The organism is Streptomyces ossamyceticus, assembly GCF_001418475.1.
Classification (GTDB): Bacteria; Actinomycetota; Actinomycetes; order Streptomycetales; family Streptomycetaceae; genus Streptomyces; species Streptomyces ossamyceticus.
In genome coordinates, this window is record NZ_LIQX01000194.1 from 36,022 (window position 1) to 54,113 (window position 18,092).

An 18,092-nucleotide genomic window follows, 5' to 3' on the forward strand; every position below is an offset into this window, starting at 1 on the left:
CGACAGCCGACGCCGTTCCCGACGCCACTCCCGGCGCCGATTGTGCTTCCGATGCCGGTGCCGACTGCGCTTTTGACGCCGTCACCACCCCTGTGACCATGGCCCCGGCCATCACGCCGGCCAGCGCCACCGTCCTCACGCGTCCTACGGACCCCACTCGCGTCCCCCCCGTTTCCGTGTGCGTTCTCCGGTATCACGCGCACAACAGGTGTTCGGTTCTCGGTGAACGCACAACAGTGCGAGGGGGCTGGCGCAGGGGATGGGGTGAGCCGGAGACGTGCAGGGCCCGAGGGCCGGACCTTCGGCCGCCGGGCACCGGGCACCGGAGATGATCTGCGACACCGGGAGGGGCGTGTCGAGGACCGGCGAGGTCGGACTCGTCCTCTCAGGCCTGTGTGAGGCGCCGGTGGACTACCTCGGCGCTCGCGGCGAGGAATTGATCAGCGGCGGTACGGTGCCGGTTCCAACGGCTGGTGAACTCGGCTTCGTCCACAGCGCCCCGCCTCCAGTAGCTGCCGAGTTGCTGACCGGCGCTGTTCAGTTCCTGCAGCGCTGAGAGCAGGGCCCGGTCCTTCGAAAGGATGCGCAGCCGAGCCGACGCCAGCTGGTGAGCTGATACGTCCGAACTACTGACGCGGTCAGCCATGTCGAGGACCCGCTCCTCCCAGACACGGTTGTGGAAGTCCGAGGACGAGGCTGCTATCAGAGCGCATTGCTCCAGGAGCAGCTCCGAGATGCGAGCCCTGTGTTCAGCGCGCTTCACGAGATGCTGCCCGAGCAGAGCGATCGCAGCACCGACAACGGTCGCGAACAACGTCCCCCATGCGCCCATGGTGGGCATTGTTCCCCGGCGACTGCTTGGTGCATGCCCCTGAAAGGGGGCGGCAAGGAGCAGAGACGACCGGCAACGACCACCATGAACGACTCGCCCCCTGGGCCACACCATTTGATCTGCGACACTGGGTGGGTTATGCCGAAGCCCGGAGAACTCACTTTCGTCGCCCCCCGCGGAGCCAAGAAGCCGCCGCGGCATCTTGCCGATCTCACGCCCGCCGAGCGCAAGGACGCGGTGGCGGCGATCGGGGAGAAGCCGTTTCGTGCCAAGCAGCTCTCGCAGCACTACTTCGCGCGGTACGCGCACGCCCCGGAGCAGTGGACCGACATCCCCGCCGGTGCGCGCACCAAGCTCCAGGAGGCGCTGCTTCCGGAGCTGATGACGGTCGTCCGGCATCTGTCGACCGACCAGGACACCACCCGCAAGACGCTGTGGCGGCTGTTCGACGGGACGCTCGTCGAGTCCGTGCTGATGCGGTACCCGGACCGGGTCACCATGTGCATCAGCTCGCAGGCCGGGTGCGGGATGAACTGCCCCTTCTGCGCCACCGGGCAGGCCGGGCTCGACCGGAACCTGTCCACCGCCGAGATCGTCCACCAGATCGTGGACGGGATGCGGGCGCTGCGCGACGGGGAGATCCCCGGAGGGCCCGCCCGGCTCTCCAACATCGTCTTCATGGGGATGGGCGAGCCGCTCGCCAACTACAACCGCGTCGTCGGCGCCATCCGCCGGCTCACTGACCCCGAGCCGGACGGGCTCGGGCTCTCGCAGCGCGGGATCACCGTGTCGACGGTCGGGCTGGTGCCGGCCATCCACCGGTTCGCCGACGAGGGCTTCAAGTGCCGGCTCGCCATCTCGCTGCACGCCCCCGACGACGAGCTGCGCGACACCCTCGTACCGGTCAACACCCGGTGGAAGGTGCGCGAGGTCCTCGACGCCGGATGGGAGTACACCGCGAGGTCCGGGCGGCGGCTGTCCATCGAGTACGCGCTGATCAGGGACATCAACGACCAGGCCTGGCGTGGTGACCGGCTGGGCCGGCTGCTCAAGGGCCGACCGGTGCACGTCAACCTCATCCCGCTGAACCCGACGCCCGGCTCGAAGTGGACCGCGTCGCGGCCCGAGGACGAGAAGGCGTTCGTGGAGGCCATCGCCGCCCACGGGGTGCCGGTGACCGTCCGGGACACCAGGGGTCAGGAGATCGACGGGGCCTGCGGCCAGCTCGCGGCCACCGAGCGGTAGCCGAGAGGTAGCCGAGCGGTAGCCGACGGCCGGGGACGGGCAGGAGTCGGAATCCGGCCACGGGGTAGTGTGACCTTCGTACACATCTTCATATTCCGACAGGGGAGCGCCACAGCGCTGAGAGTGCGGCATCCAGGCCGCAGACCCTCTGAACCTCGCCCAGGTCATTCTGGGTAGGAAGTTCGGTCTTCACTCAAGCTGTTGCGCCCTGCCCGGGGACCCGCCGAGGTCCCCGGGCAGGGCCGCGTCTCTTCCTGGCCACCCCCAGGAGGACATCAGTGCACATCAGAACGTTTGTCGCCGCGGCCGTGGGCCTCGGCCTCGTCACGCTGTCCGCGTGCGGTTCGTCGTCGTCCGACGACGCCGGGTCGGGCGGCTCCAAGACCGTCACCCTCGTCAGCCACGGCTCCTTCGGCTACTCCAAGGACGTGCTGAAGGCCTTCGAGAAGGAGTCCGGCTACAAGGTCAAGGTCCTCAAGAGCGGCGATGCCGGCCAGGCCGTCAATCAGGCGATCCTGACCAAGGACAACCCGCAGGGCGACGTCTTCTTCGGCGTCGACAACACCCTGCTGTCCCGCGCGCTCGGCAACGGCCTCTTCCAGCCGTACGAGGCGAAGGGCCTCGACAAGGTCGGCGCCGCGTACCAGCTCGACAAGGACGAGCACCGGGTCACGCCCATCGACTCCGGTGACATCTGCGTCAACTACGACAAGGCGTACTTCAGCGAGAAGAAGATCGAGCCGCCGCAGACGTTCGACGATCTGATCAAGCCCGAGTACAAGGACCTCCTCGTCACCGAGAACGCCTCCACCTCCTCGCCCGGCCTCGGCTTCGTCCTCGGCACGGCCGCGAAGTACGGCGACGGGGGGTGGGAGGGCTACTGGAAGAAGCTCAAGGCCAACGGCGTCAAGGTCGTCGACGGCTGGGAGCAGGCGTACTACCAGGAGTTCTCCGGGTCGACGGACGGCAAGAAGGCGGGCGGCGACCGGCCCCTCGTCGTGTCGTACGCCTCCTCGCCGCCCGCCGAGGTCATCTACGCCAAGCCGCGTCCGAAGACCGCGCCCACCGGCGTCGCCGCCGGCACCTGCTTCCGGCAGATCGAGTTCGCCGGGCTGCTGAGCAACGCGCGCAACGCCGAGGGCGGCAAGGCGCTCATCGACTTCCTGATCTCGAAGAGGTTCCAGGAGGACATGCCGCTCAACATGTTCGTGTACCCGGTGGTCGACGGCGCGTCCGTGCCCGCCGACTTCGCCGAGTACGGACCGCCCGCGAAGGACCCGGAGACCATGGCGCCGGCGAAGATCGCCGAGAACCGTGACGAGTGGGTCAAGTCATGGACCTCGCTCGTACTGAAGTAGCCAAGGAGCCCCCCGGGCCGGCCGAGGCCGCGCCCCGGCGGAGGCCCCGCAGCGGCGGCGCGGCGCGGCTCGGGCTGATGGCCCTGCCCGTCGCGTTCTTCGGGGTGTTCTTCGCCTACCCGGTCGCCGCGATCGTCGTCCGGGGGCTGAAGACCGGGGGGCGCGGCGGGGGCTGGCAGTTCGGGCGGATCGCCGAGGTGCTGGGGGACTCCGGGATCCGGCACGTGCTGTGGTTCACCACCTGGCAGGCGCTCGTCTCGACCGTGCTCACCCTGCTGATCGCGCTCCCCGGCGCGTATGTGTTCGCGCGCTTCGATTTCAGGGGCAAGGACGTCCTGCGAGCGGTGGTGACCGTGCCGTTCGTGCTGCCGACCGTGGTCGTCGGTACGGCGTTCCTGGCGCTGCTCGGGCGCGGGGGGCTGCTCGACGAGCTGGGGGGCGTACGGCTGGACACCACGGTGTGGGCGATCCTGCTCGCACACGTGTTCTTCAACTACGCGGTCGTCGTCCGGACCGTCGGCGGGCTGTGGGCGCAGCTCGACCCGCGGCAGGAGGAGGCCGCGCGGATGCTCGGGGCCTCCCCGCTCGGGGCCTGGCGGAAGGTGACCCTGCCGGCGCTCGGGCCCGCCGTGGCCGCCGCCGCCCTGATGGTCTTCCTCTTCACCTTCACCTCGTTCGGCGTGGTGCAGATCCTCGGCGGGCCGACCTTCTCCACGCTCGAAGTGGAGATCTACCGGCAGACCTCGGAGATCTTCGACCTGACGACGGCCGCCGTGCTGACCCTCGTGCAGTTCGTCGCGGTCGGGTTGATCCTCGCCGTGCACGCCTGGACCGTGCGGCGGCGGGAGACCGCGCTGCGACTGGTCGACGCCTCGCTCACGGCACGGCGGCCGCGAGGAGCCGGGCAGTGGGCGCTGCTGGCCGGGGTCCTCGCCACGGTGGTCGTGCTGATCCTGCTGCCGCTGGGCGTCCTGGTCGAGCGATCGCTCGACGCACCGGGATTCGGCTACTACAAGGCGCTGACCAGCGACGACAGCGGGATCTTCCTGGTGGCGCCGATCGAGGCGATCGGCAACTCTCTCAGCTACGCGTGCGCCGCGACCGCCATCGCCGTCCTCGTGGGCGGCCTCGCGGCGGCCGCCCTCACTCTGCGCACCCGCCCCCGCGGCGACGGGAGGACCCCTGCGGCCGACCGTCTCGTCCGGGGCTTCGACGCGCTGCTCATGCTGCCGCTCGGGGTGTCCGCCGTGACCGTCGGCTTCGGCTTCCTGATCGCGCTGGACGAACCACCGCTCGATCTGCGCAGCTCCTGGATCCTGGTGCCCCTCGCCCAGGCCCTCGTCGGCGTCCCCTTCGTCGTACGGACCATGCTGCCCGTGCTGCGGGCGGTGGACCAACGGCTGCGCGAGGCGGCGAGCGTCCTCGGAGCGTCGCCGTGGCGGGTGTGGCGCGAGGTCGACCTGCCGCTCGTACGGCGGGCCCTGCTGATCGCGGCCGGGTTCGCCTTCGCCGTCTCGCTCGGTGAGTTCGGGGCGACCGTGTTCATCGCGCGCGCCGACAACCCGACCCTGCCGGTGGCCGTGGCCCGGCTGCTCGGCAGGCCGGGTGACCTCAACTACGGCCAGGCCATGGCCCTTTCGACGATTCTGATGGTGGTGTGCGCGGTGGCCCTGCTGGCCCTGGAGCGCCTCCGCACCGATCGCACGGGGGAGTTCTGATGTTGCTGAGGATCGAGGGCGCGACCGTACGGTTCGACGGGCGGCCCGTGCTCGACGGTGTCGATCTGGGCGTCGCCGAGCACGAGATCGTCTGCGTGCTGGGGCCGAGCGGCAGCGGGAAGTCGACCCTGCTGCGGGCGGTCGCCGGGCTCCAGCCCCTCGACGCCGGACGGGTGTCGCTGGACGGGCACGACCAGTCGGGCGTCCCGGCGCACAAGCGCGGCGTCGGCCTGATGTTCCAGGACCACCAGCTGTTCCCCCAGCGGGACGTCGCGGGCAACGTCGCCTTCGGGCCCCGGATGCACGGCGCCGCGAAGGACGAACGCGCCGCCCGCGTAAGGGAGTTGCTGGAACTGGTCGGACTGCCCGGGGCGGCGCGCCGCCGGGTCGGGGAGCTGTCCGGCGGTGAGCAGCAGCGGGTCGCGCTGGCCCGCGCCCTCGCGCCACGCCCCCGGCTGCTCATGCTCGACGAACCCCTCGGCCAGCTGGACCGCTCACTGCGGGAACGACTCGTCGTCGAACTCCGGCAACTCTTCGCCGAGTTGGGCACGACCGTGCTGGCGGTCACACATGACCAGGGGGAGGCGTTCGCGCTGGCCGACCGGGTCGTGGTGATGCAGGACGGACGGATCGCCCAGTCCGGCACGCCGCTGGAGGTGTGGCAGCGCCCGGCGGACGAGTTCGTGGCCCGGTTCCTCGGCTTCGACAACGTGGTCGACGCGACGGTGACGGGCCAGGCCGCCGACACCCCCTGGGGCAAGGTGCCGGTGCCCGAGGGCTCGCCGCAGGGACCGGGCGCGCTGCTGGTGCGGCCCGCCGGGGTACGGCTGGTCGACGCCGCCGACGGACTGCCCTGCACCGTGGCCGCACGCACCTTCCGGGGCACCCATGTCGCCGTGCACCTCCAGCCCGAGGGCGCGCCACGACTGGAGGCGGCGTGCGCGCTGCGGGACGCGCCGGACCCCGGAGACCAGGTGGGCGTGGCCTTCGACGCCGCCGAAATCCTCGTGCTCGGCGGTGACCCGGCCGCATAGGGTCCACCACCATGACCCTGCGTACCCGTGAACCACAGGCCCGTCACGACCGTTACTGCGCCGAGATCGAGCACCAGCTACGGCTGTTGAGGGACGTCGTGACCTCCGGAGCGGACCTCTCGGCGACCGTGCCGACCTGCCCCGACTGGACGTTGGAACAGCTCGTCCGGCACACCGGCGGCTCCCTGCGCTGGGTCGAACTCAACATACGGACGCGGGCGGAGGAAGAGGTGCCCGAGGAGCGGGTGCCGCTGTACGACGGCCCCGAGAAGCAGGGGGACCCGGCCGAGCTGGACGCCTGGCTCGCGCGGACGGGGGAGGAACTCCTCGCCACGCTGCGGGAGGCCGGGCCGCAGGCACCGGTGTGGTCCTGGGGCTGGGAGCGGACCGCCGGTTTCTGGGCCCGTCGGATGACCCATGAACTGGTCGTCCACCGGGCCGACGCGACCCTCGCCGCCGGGCTGCCGTACGAGGTGGCACCCGAGATCGCCGCCGACGCGATCGACGAGTGGCTGGAGATCGTCGAGTTCGCCCAGCGGACCGAGCCGGACGACGCGGCCGCCGAACTGCGCGGACCCGGCCGCAGCATCCACCTCCACGCCACCGACGCACCCGCCGACGTGACGGCCGAATGGCTGGTCGCCCTGACCGAGGAGGGCGTGCGCTGGCGGCACGGCCATGAGAAGGCGACCGTCGCGCTGCGCGGCCCGCTCACCGACGTACTGCTCGCCTTCTACCGCCGACTGCCCCCGGACGGCGGTCGTCTGGAGGTCCTGGGCGACCGGGAACTGCTGCACTTCTGGCTGGAGCGGGCGACCTTCGGGTGAGCCGCGCGGGCGGACCGCTCGGCGCGGCCCCCGACACGCGTGCGGCCCGCGCCCCTCACCGAGGAGCAGGGGCCGCACGGCCGTACGCGGACGGTCAGCGCATGGAGGACCCGCGGCGCCGCATGCTGTAGAACACGGCACCGACGCCGAGGGCGACCAGGACCGCCGCGACACCCGCTATCGGACCGGTGTCGGAGTCGGCGCCGGTCTCCGCGAGGTTGGAGTCACCCTCGGGGGAGGGGAGGTTGTTGGTGCCGCCCGAACCCGCGGGCGTGCCGCTCTCCGAGGTGGACGGCGTGGGGGCCTTCCCCTCCTCGGCCGGCTCCTTCTCGGCGGCCTGTCCCGGCTTCTCGGGCTGTCCCGGCTTCTCGGGCTTCCCCGGCTTGTCGGGCTTTCCGGGCTTCTCCTGCTTCTCGGAGGAGGCCGGCGGGGTGTCGTCCGCCTTCTTGCAGGACTCGTCGGGCGCGACCAGGATCGGCAGGTCGTCGTCGACGTACTTGTCCGCCGCGATGTGGATGCGGTACTCGGCCTTCGGCTTCCATTTCTCGTCGAAGGTGACGGTCACACCCTCGGCAGTGGAGCCCTCGATGACCTGGGTGCCGACCTTGCGCAGGTCGGCACCGTTGTTCTCCAGGTAGACGGTGACCTCGGCCGGGACGCCCAGCGGGTCCACGTCGGTCACGCGGATGACGCCCTGGCCGCCGTCGCACTCCGCCACGGCGGAGAAGTCCTTGATGGTGCAGGCCATGGCATTGCCCGCGAAGCCGAACACGAGTGCGGCGGAAGCGGAGGCGACACCGAGACAACGCGCTGTTCGCGCGATTCGGGGAGATGTGGACACGTTTGCCCTTCACGGGGAGCACAGGGGAGTGGGGGTGACGGAGGCGCCGCCGGTGAAGCGGCTTCCCCATGTGCCTCACAGGTTTATAAGCGCGGCATAAGTACTGTCAATCCGAAGAAGTGTCCGAGCCGTTGGCTTTGCCCATTGATGAACAGCCCACGCGTTTACTCCCGGTTCGCCGCACTGCCCGCCCTCATCCGCGGAGTCGCTCCAGCGCCTCGGGGGCGTCCTCGATCCGGTCGACCAGAGCGATCCGGGACTCCATGGAGCGGTCACGGGCCAGGGAGCTGAGCAGGGGCCAGGTGGGGAGCTTCTCCGTCCAGTGGACCCGGTCGACGAGGACCATGGGCGTCGGTTCGCCGCGGGACTCGTAGTAGTTGGGGGTGGCGTTGTCGAAGATCTCCTGGACGGTGCCGGCGGCGCCGGGCAGGAAGACGACGCCGTGGTCGCAGCGGGCGAGGAGGCCGTCCTCGCGGGTGGCGTTGGCGAAGTACTTGGCGATGTGGGAGGCGAACGGGTTCGGCGGCTCGTGGCCGTAGAACCAGGTGGGGATGCCCACGGAGGTGCCGCCCATGGGCCAGCGGGTGCGCACCTCGAAGGCGGCGCTCGCCCAGTCGGTGATCGACGGCGTGAACTTCGGTGCCTTCGCCAGCAGTCGCAGGGCGTCGGTGAGCATCTCGTCGTCGTGCGGGGCGGCGTAGGCGCCGAGGTTGGCGGCCTCCATCGCGCCCGGGCCGCCGCCGGTGGCGACCGTGAGACCGGAGCGGGCGAGGCTCCGGCCGAGACGGGCGGCATCCTCGTACGCCGTGGTGCCGCGGGACATCGCGTGGCCGCCCATCACCCCCACCACCCGTGCGCCCACGAGGAGTTCGTCGAGCGCGTCGGAGACGGAGTCGTCGTGGACGGCGCGCAGTGTGGAGGCGAAGATGTCCCGGTCGGCCTTGGTCCGCTGGAACCAGGCGTAGGAGCGGGCGTCCGGCGTCGCCTCGTATCCGCCGTCCGCCAGGGACGCGAACAGCTCGTCGGGGGAGTAGAGCAGGCCCCGGTACGGGTCGAAGGGCAGATCCGGTAGGGGCGGGAAGACCAGGGCGCCGTCCCCGCGTATCTTCGCCGCCGCGTCGTCGCGCATCGGGCAGCCGAGGAAGACGGCGCCCGCCGTGTCGGTGGTGAGCAGTTCGCGCGTACGGTCCGTCAGGTCGACGGCCTGGACGCGGTATCCGGAGAGGCTGCCGCGGGCCGAGACCGTCGCGTCGAACTCCTCGATCGTCTCGATCTCGCGGTCGTCATGGTGGGCCGCATGGGCGGGCATCGTCTGCACCCGCCCATGCTAGGCGCGGCCTTGCTCTGGGCGGTCAGCCCTCGATGACATCGGGGTTCATCCACACGACCTCCCAGGTGTGGCCGTCGAGGTCGTCGAAGGCGCGGCCGTACATGAAGTCCATCTCCTGGACCTTCTCGGAGGCCGTACCGCCGGCGGCGACCGCCTTCTCCACCAGTTCGTCCACCTTCTCGCGGCTCTCGGCGCTCAGACACAGCAGCACCTCGCTGGTCCGGGTGGCGTCCGCGATCTCCTTCTTGGTGAAGGTCGCGTAGAACGGCTTGGTGAGCAGCATTGCCACGATGGTGTCGCTGATCACGACGGAGGCGGCGTTCTCGTCGCTGAACTGCGGGTTGATCGAGTACCCCAGCTCCGTGAAGAACTTCTTGGAGGCGTCGAGGTCGTTCACGGGCAGGTTCACGAAGATCATCTGCTGGTACATGCGGGTCTCTCCCGTGGCGTCGGTCGGTCCGTCGTGGGTCTCGGTCCGTTCGAGTGGGTAGACCGGGGCCCTCGGTGAAACTCATCGCCGGTCGCGGATTTTTTCGTACGAGTTCTCCGGCGCCCTCGACGCCCCGCCCGGCCGGTGGTCAGAAGGTCAGCGGGAGTGCCGCCAGCTCCGCGACCGTCCAGGTCAGCGGGCCGAAGACGGCGATCAGGGCGCCCGCGCGGAGCAGGGCCGCCCGGCGGGGCAGGGCGGCGGGCGCCCCCATCCGCAGCAGCGCGGCCGTGGTGTCGGCGTGCGCCCGGCGGGCCTCGACGGCGGCCGTGGCGAGGGTGAGGACGGTGCAGCCGGCCACGACGAGCGCCCCCAGTAGGGTCAGCGGACCGACCGTGGGGCGCGCTCCGGAGGACAGCGTCACCATGGCGTACGCCCCGGAGGCCACCGCGCACACCACCCCGAGCGGCCCCCCGATCCGCCGGGCCTCCGCCTGCAGCACCCGCCCCGACAGCAGCCTGAGCGCTCCCGGCCGCACGGCCTGGAGCAGTCGGCCGGTGAGGTGGGTGAGCCCGGGGCCGACGAGGGCCAGGCCCAGCGCGGTCAGCAGCCAGCCGCCGAGCACCCCGGCGGGGCTGTCGGCGAAGCCTCCGGGGAGGGCGAGGGCGGAGCCGGCGTCGGACTGCCCGGCGTAGGTCTCGACGGCGAGGCCGACGGCGAGGACGGCGACGCCCCAGGGGAGGCCGCCGGGCGCGGGACGCGGGGCCGGCGGTTGGTCGGGCTCGGCGGTCGCGGAGGTCTCCTCGTCGGGCTCCGGCTCCTCCTCGAACCTGGTCGCGCCCGCCGGTTCCCGCACCCGGCGGCGGAGGTCGAAGGTGTCGTACGCCATGAAGCGCGTCCGGGGGTTGGCGGCCCGGGTCCGGGGGCCCCGGGGGCGCAGGACCAGTGCCGTCGTCACGGACGCCACGGCCGGGACCAGGGCGAGCAGGGTGAGGGCGGCCGGCAGCGGCAGGGGGCGTCCGGCGCCGAGCGCATCGGCGGCGGTGCCGTCGAAGGGCATGCCGGAGAGGTCGCCGCGCAGGTGGAGGAAGACGAGCAGGGCGAGCAGGGAGCCCAGGGTGGTGGACAGGGCCGTCGTCACGGCGGAGACGGCCATGAGGTGGACCGGGCCGAGGCCGATGGCGGACAGGCCGGGGCGCGGCCGGGTGCCGGGGTCGGTCCGGGCGACCGTCACCGCGAAGTGGATCGTGGCGGCGGCGGGGGCGAGGCACCAGAGCAGCCGGAGCAGTGAACCGGACGAGGCGTGCGGGTGGGACAGGGCGTATCCGAGGGCGCACAGCAGCAGGAATCCCGTGCCGCCGGAGGCCGCGGCGACGAGCAGTCGGCGGAGCTGGACGACGGGGTGGGCGCGGCGGGCTAGACGGAGAGCGAGCACGCGGCCCGGCCTCCTCCCTCGGCGGCGGACGGGCGGTCCCCTTTGCTGCCGCCGCCGTCCCGGGCGGCGGCGGTTCGTCCGTCGCCCTCGGAGACGGCGGCGGTGGTGGCGGTCGGCCGCTCGGCCTCGGAGGCGGGCCGGCTGCTGTCCACGGTGGCGTGCCGGGCCTTGCCCACGGTGCCGGCGAGGCGCTCGCCCTCGGCGACGGGCCGGGCCTCACCGTGCGCTGCGGACCGCGCCTGACCGCGTGCGGCGGTGCGGCCGTCCTCCGGTGCGGGAGTGTGGCCGCCCTCCCGCGCGAGAGTGCCGACCTCCCGCGCGGGGATGCCGACCTCCTCCCGTGCGGCGGTGCGGCCGCTCTCTCGCGCGGCGGTGCGGCCGTACCCGCGCGGTGCCGGCCTCGCTTCGCCCTCGGTGGCGGACGGGAGGTGGACGGTCTTCACGCATCGGCCGTCCAGCAGGGTCACCGTGCGGTCGGCGAGGGCGGCGGTCTCCGCGTCGTGGGTGGCGAGGACGACCGTGATCGCGTGGGAGCGGGCGGCCGCGGTGAGCGTGCGCAGGACGTGGGAGCGCTCGGCGCGGTGCAGCGGGGCGGTCGGCTCGTCGGCGAAGAGCACGGTGGGCGCGGCGACCAGGGCACGGGCGACGACCACCCGCTGGCGCTCGGACTGCAGCAGGGCGTACGGCCGCTTGCGGGCCGTGTCTGGGATGTCGAGGCGCTCCAGCCACTCCAGGGCGGCGGCCTTGGCGGCCCGGCGGCCCGTGCCGCGCAGCATCAGCGGCAGGGCGGTGTTCTCCCAGACGTTCAGCTCGGGGACGAGCGCGGGCTCGGGGTCGATCCAGCCGAAGCGGTCCCGGCGCAGCCGCTCCCGCGAGACCGTCCCCATGGTGTGCACCGGGACGCTGTTGAACCACACCTCGCCCTGCTGGGGCCGCAGCTGGCCGGACAGACAGCGCAGGAGGGTGGTCTTGCCGCTGCCGCGCGGACCGGTCACGGCGAGGATCTCGCCCTCCCGCACGCCCATCGACACGCCTTGCAGCGCGGGCGAGCCGTCGTGCGCGTAGGTCAGACCACGTGCCCAGAGCACGTCGTTGTCCGGCGGGGCCACCATGGGCGTACACCTCGGTTCGGATCAGGGAATTGCCGTGGGGAGTCCCCCGTCCGGGGGAACGAAAGCAGGGCTGATCGGTTACCAGGCACGCTAGGCACGAGGGGTGGCGGGGCCGGACGTCACGCGGCCCGGGAGGCCCCCATCTCACTCGTACGGGGGCATCCCGGGCCGTGCGCGGCGCCGAGGGCGGGTTTAGAGCAGGGTCCACGCCTCCGTCAGCGTGGCGCGCAGGATCTGCTCGATCTCGTCGAAGGTCGACTGGTCGGAGATCAGCGGCGGGGCGAGCTGGATGACCGGGTCGCCCCGGTCGTCGGCGCGGCAGTACAGACCGTTCTCGAACAGCTTCTTCGACAGGAAGCCGTAGAGGATCCGCTCGGTCTCGGCCTCGTCGAAGCTCTCCTTCGTCGCCTTGTCCTTGACCAGCTCGATTCCGTAGAAGTAGCCGTTGCCGCGGACGTCGCCGACGATCGGCAGGTCGTGCAGCTTCTCCAGCGTCGAGCGGAACGCGCCCTCGTTGTCGAGGACGTGCTGGTTGAGGCCCTCGCGCTCGAACAGGTCGAGGTTGGCGAGGCCGACCGCCGCGGAGACCGGGTGGCCGCCGAACGTGTAGCCGTGCAGGAAGGTGTTGTCGCCCTTGTAGAAGGGCTCGGCTATGCGGTCGGAGATCACACAGGCGCCGATCGGGGAGTAGCCCGAGGTCATGCCCTTGGCGCAGGTGATCATGTCCGGGACGTAGCCGAACTTGTCGCAGGCGAACGTCGTGCCGAGGCGGCCGAAGGCGCAGATGACCTCGTCGGAGACGAGCAGCACGTCGTACTGGTCGCAGATCTCGCGGACCCGCTGGAAGTAGCCGGGCGGCGGCGGGAAGCAGCCGCCGGCGTTCTGCACGGGCTCCAGGAAGACGGCCGCGACGGTCTCCGGGCCCTCGAAGAGGATCTGCTGCTCGATCTGGTCGGCGGCCCAGCGGCCGAAGGCCTCGGGGTCGTCGCCGAAGAGCGGGGCGCGGTAGATGTTGGTGTTCGGGACCTTGTGCGCGCCGGGGACCAGCGGCTCGAAGGGGGCCTTGAGCGCGGGCAGACCGGTGATCGACAGGGCGCCCTGCGGGGTGCCGTGGTAGGCGACCGCGCGGGAGATGACCTTGTACTTGGTCGGCTTGCCGACGAGCTTGAAGTACTGCTTGGCGAGCTTCCAGGCGGTCTCGACCGCCTCGCCGCCACCGGTGGTGAAGAAGACCTTGTTCAGGTCGCCGGGCGCGTGGTGGGCGAGGCGTTCGGCCAGCTCGACGGCCTTCGGGTGGGCGTAGGACCACACCGGGAAGAAGGCCAGCTCCTGCGCCTGCTTCAGCGCGGTCTCCGCGAGTTCGGTGCGGCCGTGGCCCGCCTGGACCACGAAGAGACCTGCGAGACCGTCGAGGTACCGCTTGCCCTTGTCGTCGTAGATGTACGTGCCCTCGCCCCGGACGATGGTGGGGACCGGGGAGTTCTCGTACGACGACATGCGGGTGAAGTGCATCCACAGGTGGTCGTACGCGGTCTTGCTGAGGTCCTTGGGGCTCACGGTTATCGCGTCCTCACGGTTATCGGGTTCCCCACATATAGGTCTGCTTCTTGAGCTTGAGGTAGACGAAGCTCTCGGTGGAGCGCACGCCGGGCAGGGTCCGGATGCGTTTGTTGATCACTTCGAGGAGGTGGTCGTCGTCCTCGCAGACGACCTCCACCATCAGGTCGAACGAGCCCGCGGTGATCACGATGTACTCGACCTCCGACATGGCCGTCAGAGCGTCCGCGACCGGGTCGAGATCGCCGTCGACGTTGATGCCGAGCATCGCCTGGCGCCGGAAACCCACGGTGAGCGGGTCGGTGACGGCGACGATCTGCATCACACCCTGGTCCAGCAGCTTCTGTACGCGCTGCCGCACGGCCGCCTCGGAGAGGCCGACGGCCTTGCCGATCGCGGCGTACGGCCGGCGGCCGTCCTCCTGAAGCTGCTGGACGATGGCGAGGGAGACGGCGTCCAACTGGGGAGTGCCGTTCCTGGGCTCCTTGGAGTCCCTCCGGGGCTCGCGGGAGTCCCTCTGCTCTGCGCTTCGACTGGCCACGAGCACACTGTGCACGAGACATCGACAGTTCCGCAAGGTCGGATCGATGAAATTCGTTGTTTACAGCGTCGTAGCTTGCGGATTTCGCAGCAAGTTTGGTGTCGGGGGTATTGAAAACGTCGGTCGGCGGATTAGGGTGGTGTCTCAAAGGATGGACACCCCCATCTGGAACCCACATCTGGAGGGCACGGCAGTGAGCACCGAGCTGCGTCGTCTGCGTAACTACATCGACGGGGAGTTCCGCGACTCGGTCGACGGACGGACCACCCAGGTGGTCAACCCCGCGACCGGCGAGGCCTACGCGACCGCGCCCCTGTCCGGCGAGGCCGACGTCGACGCGGCCATGGCGGCCGCCGCGGCCGCGTTCCCCGGCTGGCGGGACACCACCCCGGCCGAGCGCCAGAAGGCCCTGCTGAAGATCGCGGACGCGTTCGAGGAGCGGGCCGAGGAGCTCATCGCGGCCGAGGTGGAGAACACCGGCAAGCCGATCGGACTGACCAGGTCCGAGGAGATCCCGCCGATGGTCGACCAGATCCGCTTCTTCGCGGGTGCGGCCCGGATGCTGGAGGGGCGCTCGGCCGGCGAGTACATGGAGGGCATGACCTCGATCGTCCGCCGTGAGCCGGTCGGCGTCTGCGCGCAGGTCGCGCCCTGGAACTACCCGATGATGATGGCCGTGTGGAAGTTCGCCCCGGCGATCGCCGCGGGCAACACGGTCGTCCTGAAGCCGTCGGACACCACGCCGGCGTCGACGGTCCTGATGGCCGAGATCATCGGGGCGATCCTCCCGAAGGGCGTCTTCAACGTCATCACCGGTGACCGTGACACGGGCCGCCTGATGGTCGAGCACTCCGTGCCCGCGATGGCGTCCATCACCGGTTCGGTACGGGCGGGAATGCAGGTCGCCGAGTCCGCGTCCAAGGACCTCAAGCGGGTCCACCTGGAGCTGGGCGGCAAGGCGCCGGTCGTCGTCTTCGAGGACACCGACATCGCCAAGGCCGTCGAGGACATCTCCGTGGCGGGCTTCTTCAACGCCGGGCAGGACTGTACGGCGGCCACCCGGGTGCTGGTGCAGGAGTCGATCCACGACGAGTTCGTGACCGCGCTGGCCAAGGCCGCCGCCGACACGAAGACCGGGCAGCCGGACGACGAGGACGTGCTGTTCGGTCCGCTGAACAACCCGAACCAGCTCAAGCAGGTCTCCGGGTTCATCGAGCGGCTGCCGGCGCACGCGCGCGTGGAGGCCGGTGGCAAGCAGGTCGGCGACAAGGGCTACTTCTTCGCGCCGACCGTCGTCTCCGGGCTGAAGCAGGACGACGAGATCATCCAGAAGGAGGTCTTCGGTCCGGTCATCACGGTGCAGTCGTTCAGCGACGAGGCCCAGGCCGTCGAGTGGGCGAACGGCGTGGAGTACGCCCTCGCCTCGTCGGTGTGGACCAAGGACCACGGCCGGGCGATGCGGATGTCGAAGGCGCTGGACTTCGGATGCGTGTGGATCAACACGCACATCCCGCTGGTCGCGGAGATGCCGCACGGCGGATTCAAGAAGTCGGGGTACGGCAAGGACCTCTCGGGCTACGGGTTCGACGACTACACGCGGATCAAGCACGTGATGACGTCCCTGGACTGACGAGCGCGTGACGCCGCCCCCGCGTCCCTGACGGGTCGGTGACCCGCCGGGGTGCGGGGGCGGTGTCGTTGCCCGGCGCGGACAGGGCGCGGCATGCTGCGGTGATGTTCGTACCGCGGGTCAACGGCCGCCCTCCCTCCCGTCGTTCTGTTCTGCGCGCCCTCGGTTCCGGGGCGCTGGCCGGCGCTCTCGCCGGATGCGGGGTGCCCGCCGCGTATGTCGCGCCCGGGGAGCGGGCCGCGGTGGATCGGTCCGGTCGGGAGAAGCGGGTCAGCTGGGCGAACTGGCCGTTGTACATCGACACCGATGACGCGGACGAGTCGCGCAGGCCGACCCTGGAGGAGTTCGAACGGCGCACCGGTATCCGGGTCGACTACGTCGAGGAGATCAACGACAACGACGAGTTCTTCGGCAAGGTCGGCCCGGCGCTGATGAACCACCAGGACACCGGACGCGACCTGATCGTGCTCAGCGACTGGATGTGCGCCCGGTTCGTACGGCTGGGCTGGGTGCAGGAGATGGACCGGGCGGCGCAGCCGAACGTCACCGCGCACCTCGATCCGCAACTGCGCTCGCCCGCCTTCGATCCGGGGCGCGCGTTCACCGTGCCCTGGCAGTCCGGGATCACCGGGATCGCCTACAACCGGCGGAAGGTGGGACGCGAGCTGCGCCGCCTGTCCGACCTGTGGGCGGACGACCTCAAGGGGCGCGTCACCCTGCTCTCCGGGCTGGACGAGGCGTTCGCGCTGCTGATGCAGGGCAACGGCGTCGATGTCGCGCACTGGACCGCCGACGACTTCCATCGGATCTGCGACCAGGTGGAGTACCGCGTCCGCGCGGGCCACATCCGCCGGTTCACCGGCAACGACTACATCAAGGACCTGGCGTCCGGGGACGTCCTCGCCTGCCAGGCCTACTCCGGCGATGTGATCCAGCTCCAGGCCGACGACCCGGACATCGTGTTCGTCGTCCCCGAGGAGGGCGCCGAGCTGTGGTCCGAGTCCCTGATGATCCCCGACCTGGCCCGGCACAAGGCCAACGCGGAACGCCTCGTCGACCACTACTACGACCCCGAGGTAGCCGCCGAACTGGCCGCCTGGGTCAACTACGTCTGCCCCGTCCCCGCCGCCCGCGACGTCCTCGCCTCCGCCCCGGACAGGGAGACCGCCGCGCTCGCCGAGGACCCCCTGATCTTCCCCGACGACACCATGCGGTCCCGCCTCGCGATCGCCCGCGACATCACCCCGAAGGAGCGGCCCGTGTTCGCCGGGCGGTGGAACGGGATCGTGGGGTTGTGACGGCCGGTGTTCGGGGGCCGGTGTTGTGAGGGCCTCGGACGCGACGCTATCTTCATATTCAACAATGCACCTAGCCGCGTAGTTGTCTAGGAGTGGTCGGTTCGCCCTTGGGGGCGGTGTTGACGAGGAGGCGATCGGCCCGTGTCGAGCGGTGCGTATCTGCGGTACGTCGCCCTGGGTGACAGCCAGACCGAGGGGCTCGGGGACGGCGACGACGTGCACGGGCTGCGGGGGTGGGCGGACCGGCTGGCCGAGCGGGTCGCCCGGCACAGCCCCGGCCTGCTGTACGCGAACCTCGCCGTGCGCGGCCGCAAGGCGGGCGAGGTGCGCGCCGAGCAACTCGCCCCGGCGCTCGCGATGCGGCCCGACCTCGCCACCGTCGTGGCCGGCGTCAACGACGTGCTCCGCCCGAGCTGCGACCTGGACGAGGTGGCCGGTCACCTGGAGGCGATGTTCGCCGCGCTCACCGCGCAGGGCGCCACGGTCGCGACGCTCATGTTCCCCGACGTCGGCCGGATCTCGCCGATGGCCCGTCCGCTCGCCCCTCGCGTCCTCGCGCTCAACGAGCGCATCCGCGAGGCCGCCGCCCGGCACGGCGTGGTGGTGGCGGAGACGGCCGCGCACCCGGTGGCGACCGACCCGAGGCTGTGGAGCGCCGACCGGCTGCACGCGGGGCCCCTCGGCCACGAACGCATCGCGGACGCCGCCGCGTACGCGCTCGGCCTGCCCGACAGCGACGACCGCTGGACGCTGCCGCTGCCGGCCGAGGGGGCGGGTGCCGCGGGGCTGCGGGCCGTGGGCGCCGAGCTGCGCTGGGCCGGAGCCTTCCTCGGCCCTTGGCTGCTCCGCCGGCTGCGCGGACAGTCCTCCGGCGACGGCCGCCGACCCAAGCGCCCCGAACTGCTCC

15 protein-coding genes and 1 pseudogene are annotated in these 18,092 nt (G+C 71.1%); 8 read left to right on the forward strand and 8 right to left on the reverse strand.

The window, feature by feature from the left end:
• Nucleotides 1-385: 385 nt before the first annotated feature.
• Nucleotides 386-832: a hypothetical protein gene (locus tag AOK15_RS15800; protein WP_157870259.1), complete on the reverse strand. Its 447-nt coding sequence runs from the start codon at nt 830-832 to the stop codon at nt 386-388.
• 138 nt (nt 833-970) lie between these two features.
• Between AOK15_RS15800 and rlmN the strand changes: the two genes are divergently transcribed.
• The 5 genes from rlmN to AOK15_RS15825 all read left to right on the forward strand — a co-directional run bounded on the left by rlmN (nt 971) and on the right by AOK15_RS15825 (nt 7,014).
• Nucleotides 971-2,077 (forward strand): dual-specificity RNA methyltransferase RlmN, encoded by a 1,107-nt coding sequence (rlmN, locus tag AOK15_RS15805; RefSeq protein ID WP_055517183.1) that lies wholly within the window; start codon nt 971-973, stop codon nt 2,075-2,077.
• A gap of 278 nt (nt 2,078-2,355) precedes the next feature.
• Entirely contained in the window at nt 2,356-3,435 is a 1,080-nt protein-coding gene (locus AOK15_RS15810) for a thiamine ABC transporter substrate-binding protein (RefSeq protein ID WP_055517185.1), read from the forward strand.
• Entirely contained in the window at nt 3,411-5,153 is a 1,743-nt protein-coding gene (locus AOK15_RS15815) for an ABC transporter permease (RefSeq protein ID WP_079058511.1), read from the forward strand. Before AOK15_RS15810 ends, AOK15_RS15815 begins: the two co-directional genes overlap by 25 nt.
• The gene (locus AOK15_RS15820; protein ID WP_055517189.1) at nt 5,153-6,187 is read left to right on the forward strand and encodes an ABC transporter ATP-binding protein; all 1,035 of its coding nucleotides are present in this window, start codon (nt 5,153-5,155) and stop codon (nt 6,185-6,187) included. The genes AOK15_RS15815 and AOK15_RS15820 overlap by 1 nt, the downstream gene beginning before the upstream one ends.
• An 11-nt stretch (nt 6,188-6,198) precedes the next feature.
• Entirely contained in the window at nt 6,199-7,014 is an 816-nt protein-coding gene (locus AOK15_RS15825; RefSeq protein ID WP_055517191.1) for a maleylpyruvate isomerase family mycothiol-dependent enzyme, read from the forward strand.
• Between the two features lie 94 nt (nt 7,015-7,108).
• Here AOK15_RS15825 and AOK15_RS15830 read toward each other — a convergent pair whose 3' ends face one another.
• The 7 genes and pseudogenes from AOK15_RS15830 to AOK15_RS15860 form a co-directional block, all read right to left on the reverse strand.
• Nucleotides 7,109-7,855, reverse strand: a complete 747-nt coding sequence (locus tag AOK15_RS15830; protein WP_079058512.1) for an LAETG motif-containing sortase-dependent surface protein — start codon at nt 7,853-7,855, stop codon at nt 7,109-7,111.
• Between the two features lie 193 nt (nt 7,856-8,048).
• Nucleotides 8,049-9,173: an LOG family protein gene (locus AOK15_RS15835; protein WP_055517193.1), complete on the reverse strand. Its 1,125-nt coding sequence runs from the start codon at nt 9,171-9,173 to the stop codon at nt 8,049-8,051.
• A gap of 34 nt (nt 9,174-9,207) precedes the next feature.
• Nucleotides 9,208-9,615, reverse strand: coding sequence for a VOC family protein (locus tag AOK15_RS15840; protein ID WP_055517195.1), 408 nt, complete (start codon nt 9,613-9,615; stop codon nt 9,208-9,210).
• A 148-nt stretch (nt 9,616-9,763) separates the two neighbouring features.
• On the reverse strand, nt 9,764-11,047 hold the full coding sequence (locus AOK15_RS15845; protein WP_055517197.1) for a hypothetical protein: 1,284 nt from the start codon (nt 11,045-11,047) through the stop codon (nt 9,764-9,766).
• A gap of 392 nt (nt 11,048-11,439) precedes the next feature.
• Nucleotides 11,440-12,159: pseudogene (locus tag AOK15_RS15850) on the reverse strand (ABC transporter ATP-binding protein); the annotation flags it as partial.
• Nucleotides 12,160-12,351: 192 nt separating this feature from the next.
• The gene (locus AOK15_RS15855) at nt 12,352-13,716 is read right to left on the reverse strand and encodes an aspartate aminotransferase family protein (RefSeq protein WP_055517199.1); all 1,365 of its coding nucleotides are present in this window, start codon (nt 13,714-13,716) and stop codon (nt 12,352-12,354) included.
• Between the two features lie 19 nt (nt 13,717-13,735).
• Nucleotides 13,736-14,272 carry an Lrp/AsnC family transcriptional regulator gene (locus AOK15_RS15860; RefSeq protein ID WP_079058513.1) on the reverse strand — a complete coding sequence of 179 codons (537 nt, stop codon included), beginning with the start codon at nt 14,270-14,272 and terminating at the stop codon, nt 13,736-13,738.
• 178 nt (nt 14,273-14,450) lie between these two features.
• Between AOK15_RS15860 and AOK15_RS15865 the strand changes: the two genes are divergently transcribed.
• From AOK15_RS15865 to AOK15_RS15875, 3 genes are all read left to right on the forward strand, one after another.
• On the forward strand, nt 14,451-15,887 hold the full coding sequence (locus AOK15_RS15865; RefSeq protein WP_055517216.1) for a gamma-aminobutyraldehyde dehydrogenase: 1,437 nt from the start codon (nt 14,451-14,453) through the stop codon (nt 15,885-15,887).
• 104 nt (nt 15,888-15,991) lie between these two features.
• Nucleotides 15,992-17,185, forward strand: a complete 1,194-nt coding sequence (locus AOK15_RS15870; protein ID WP_055517202.1) for an ABC transporter substrate-binding protein — start codon at nt 15,992-15,994, stop codon at nt 17,183-17,185.
• A gap of 141 nt (nt 17,186-17,326) precedes the next feature.
• Nucleotides 17,327-18,092: SGNH/GDSL hydrolase family protein (locus AOK15_RS15875; protein WP_055517204.1), on the forward strand; the 766-nt coding region annotated here is incomplete at its 3' end.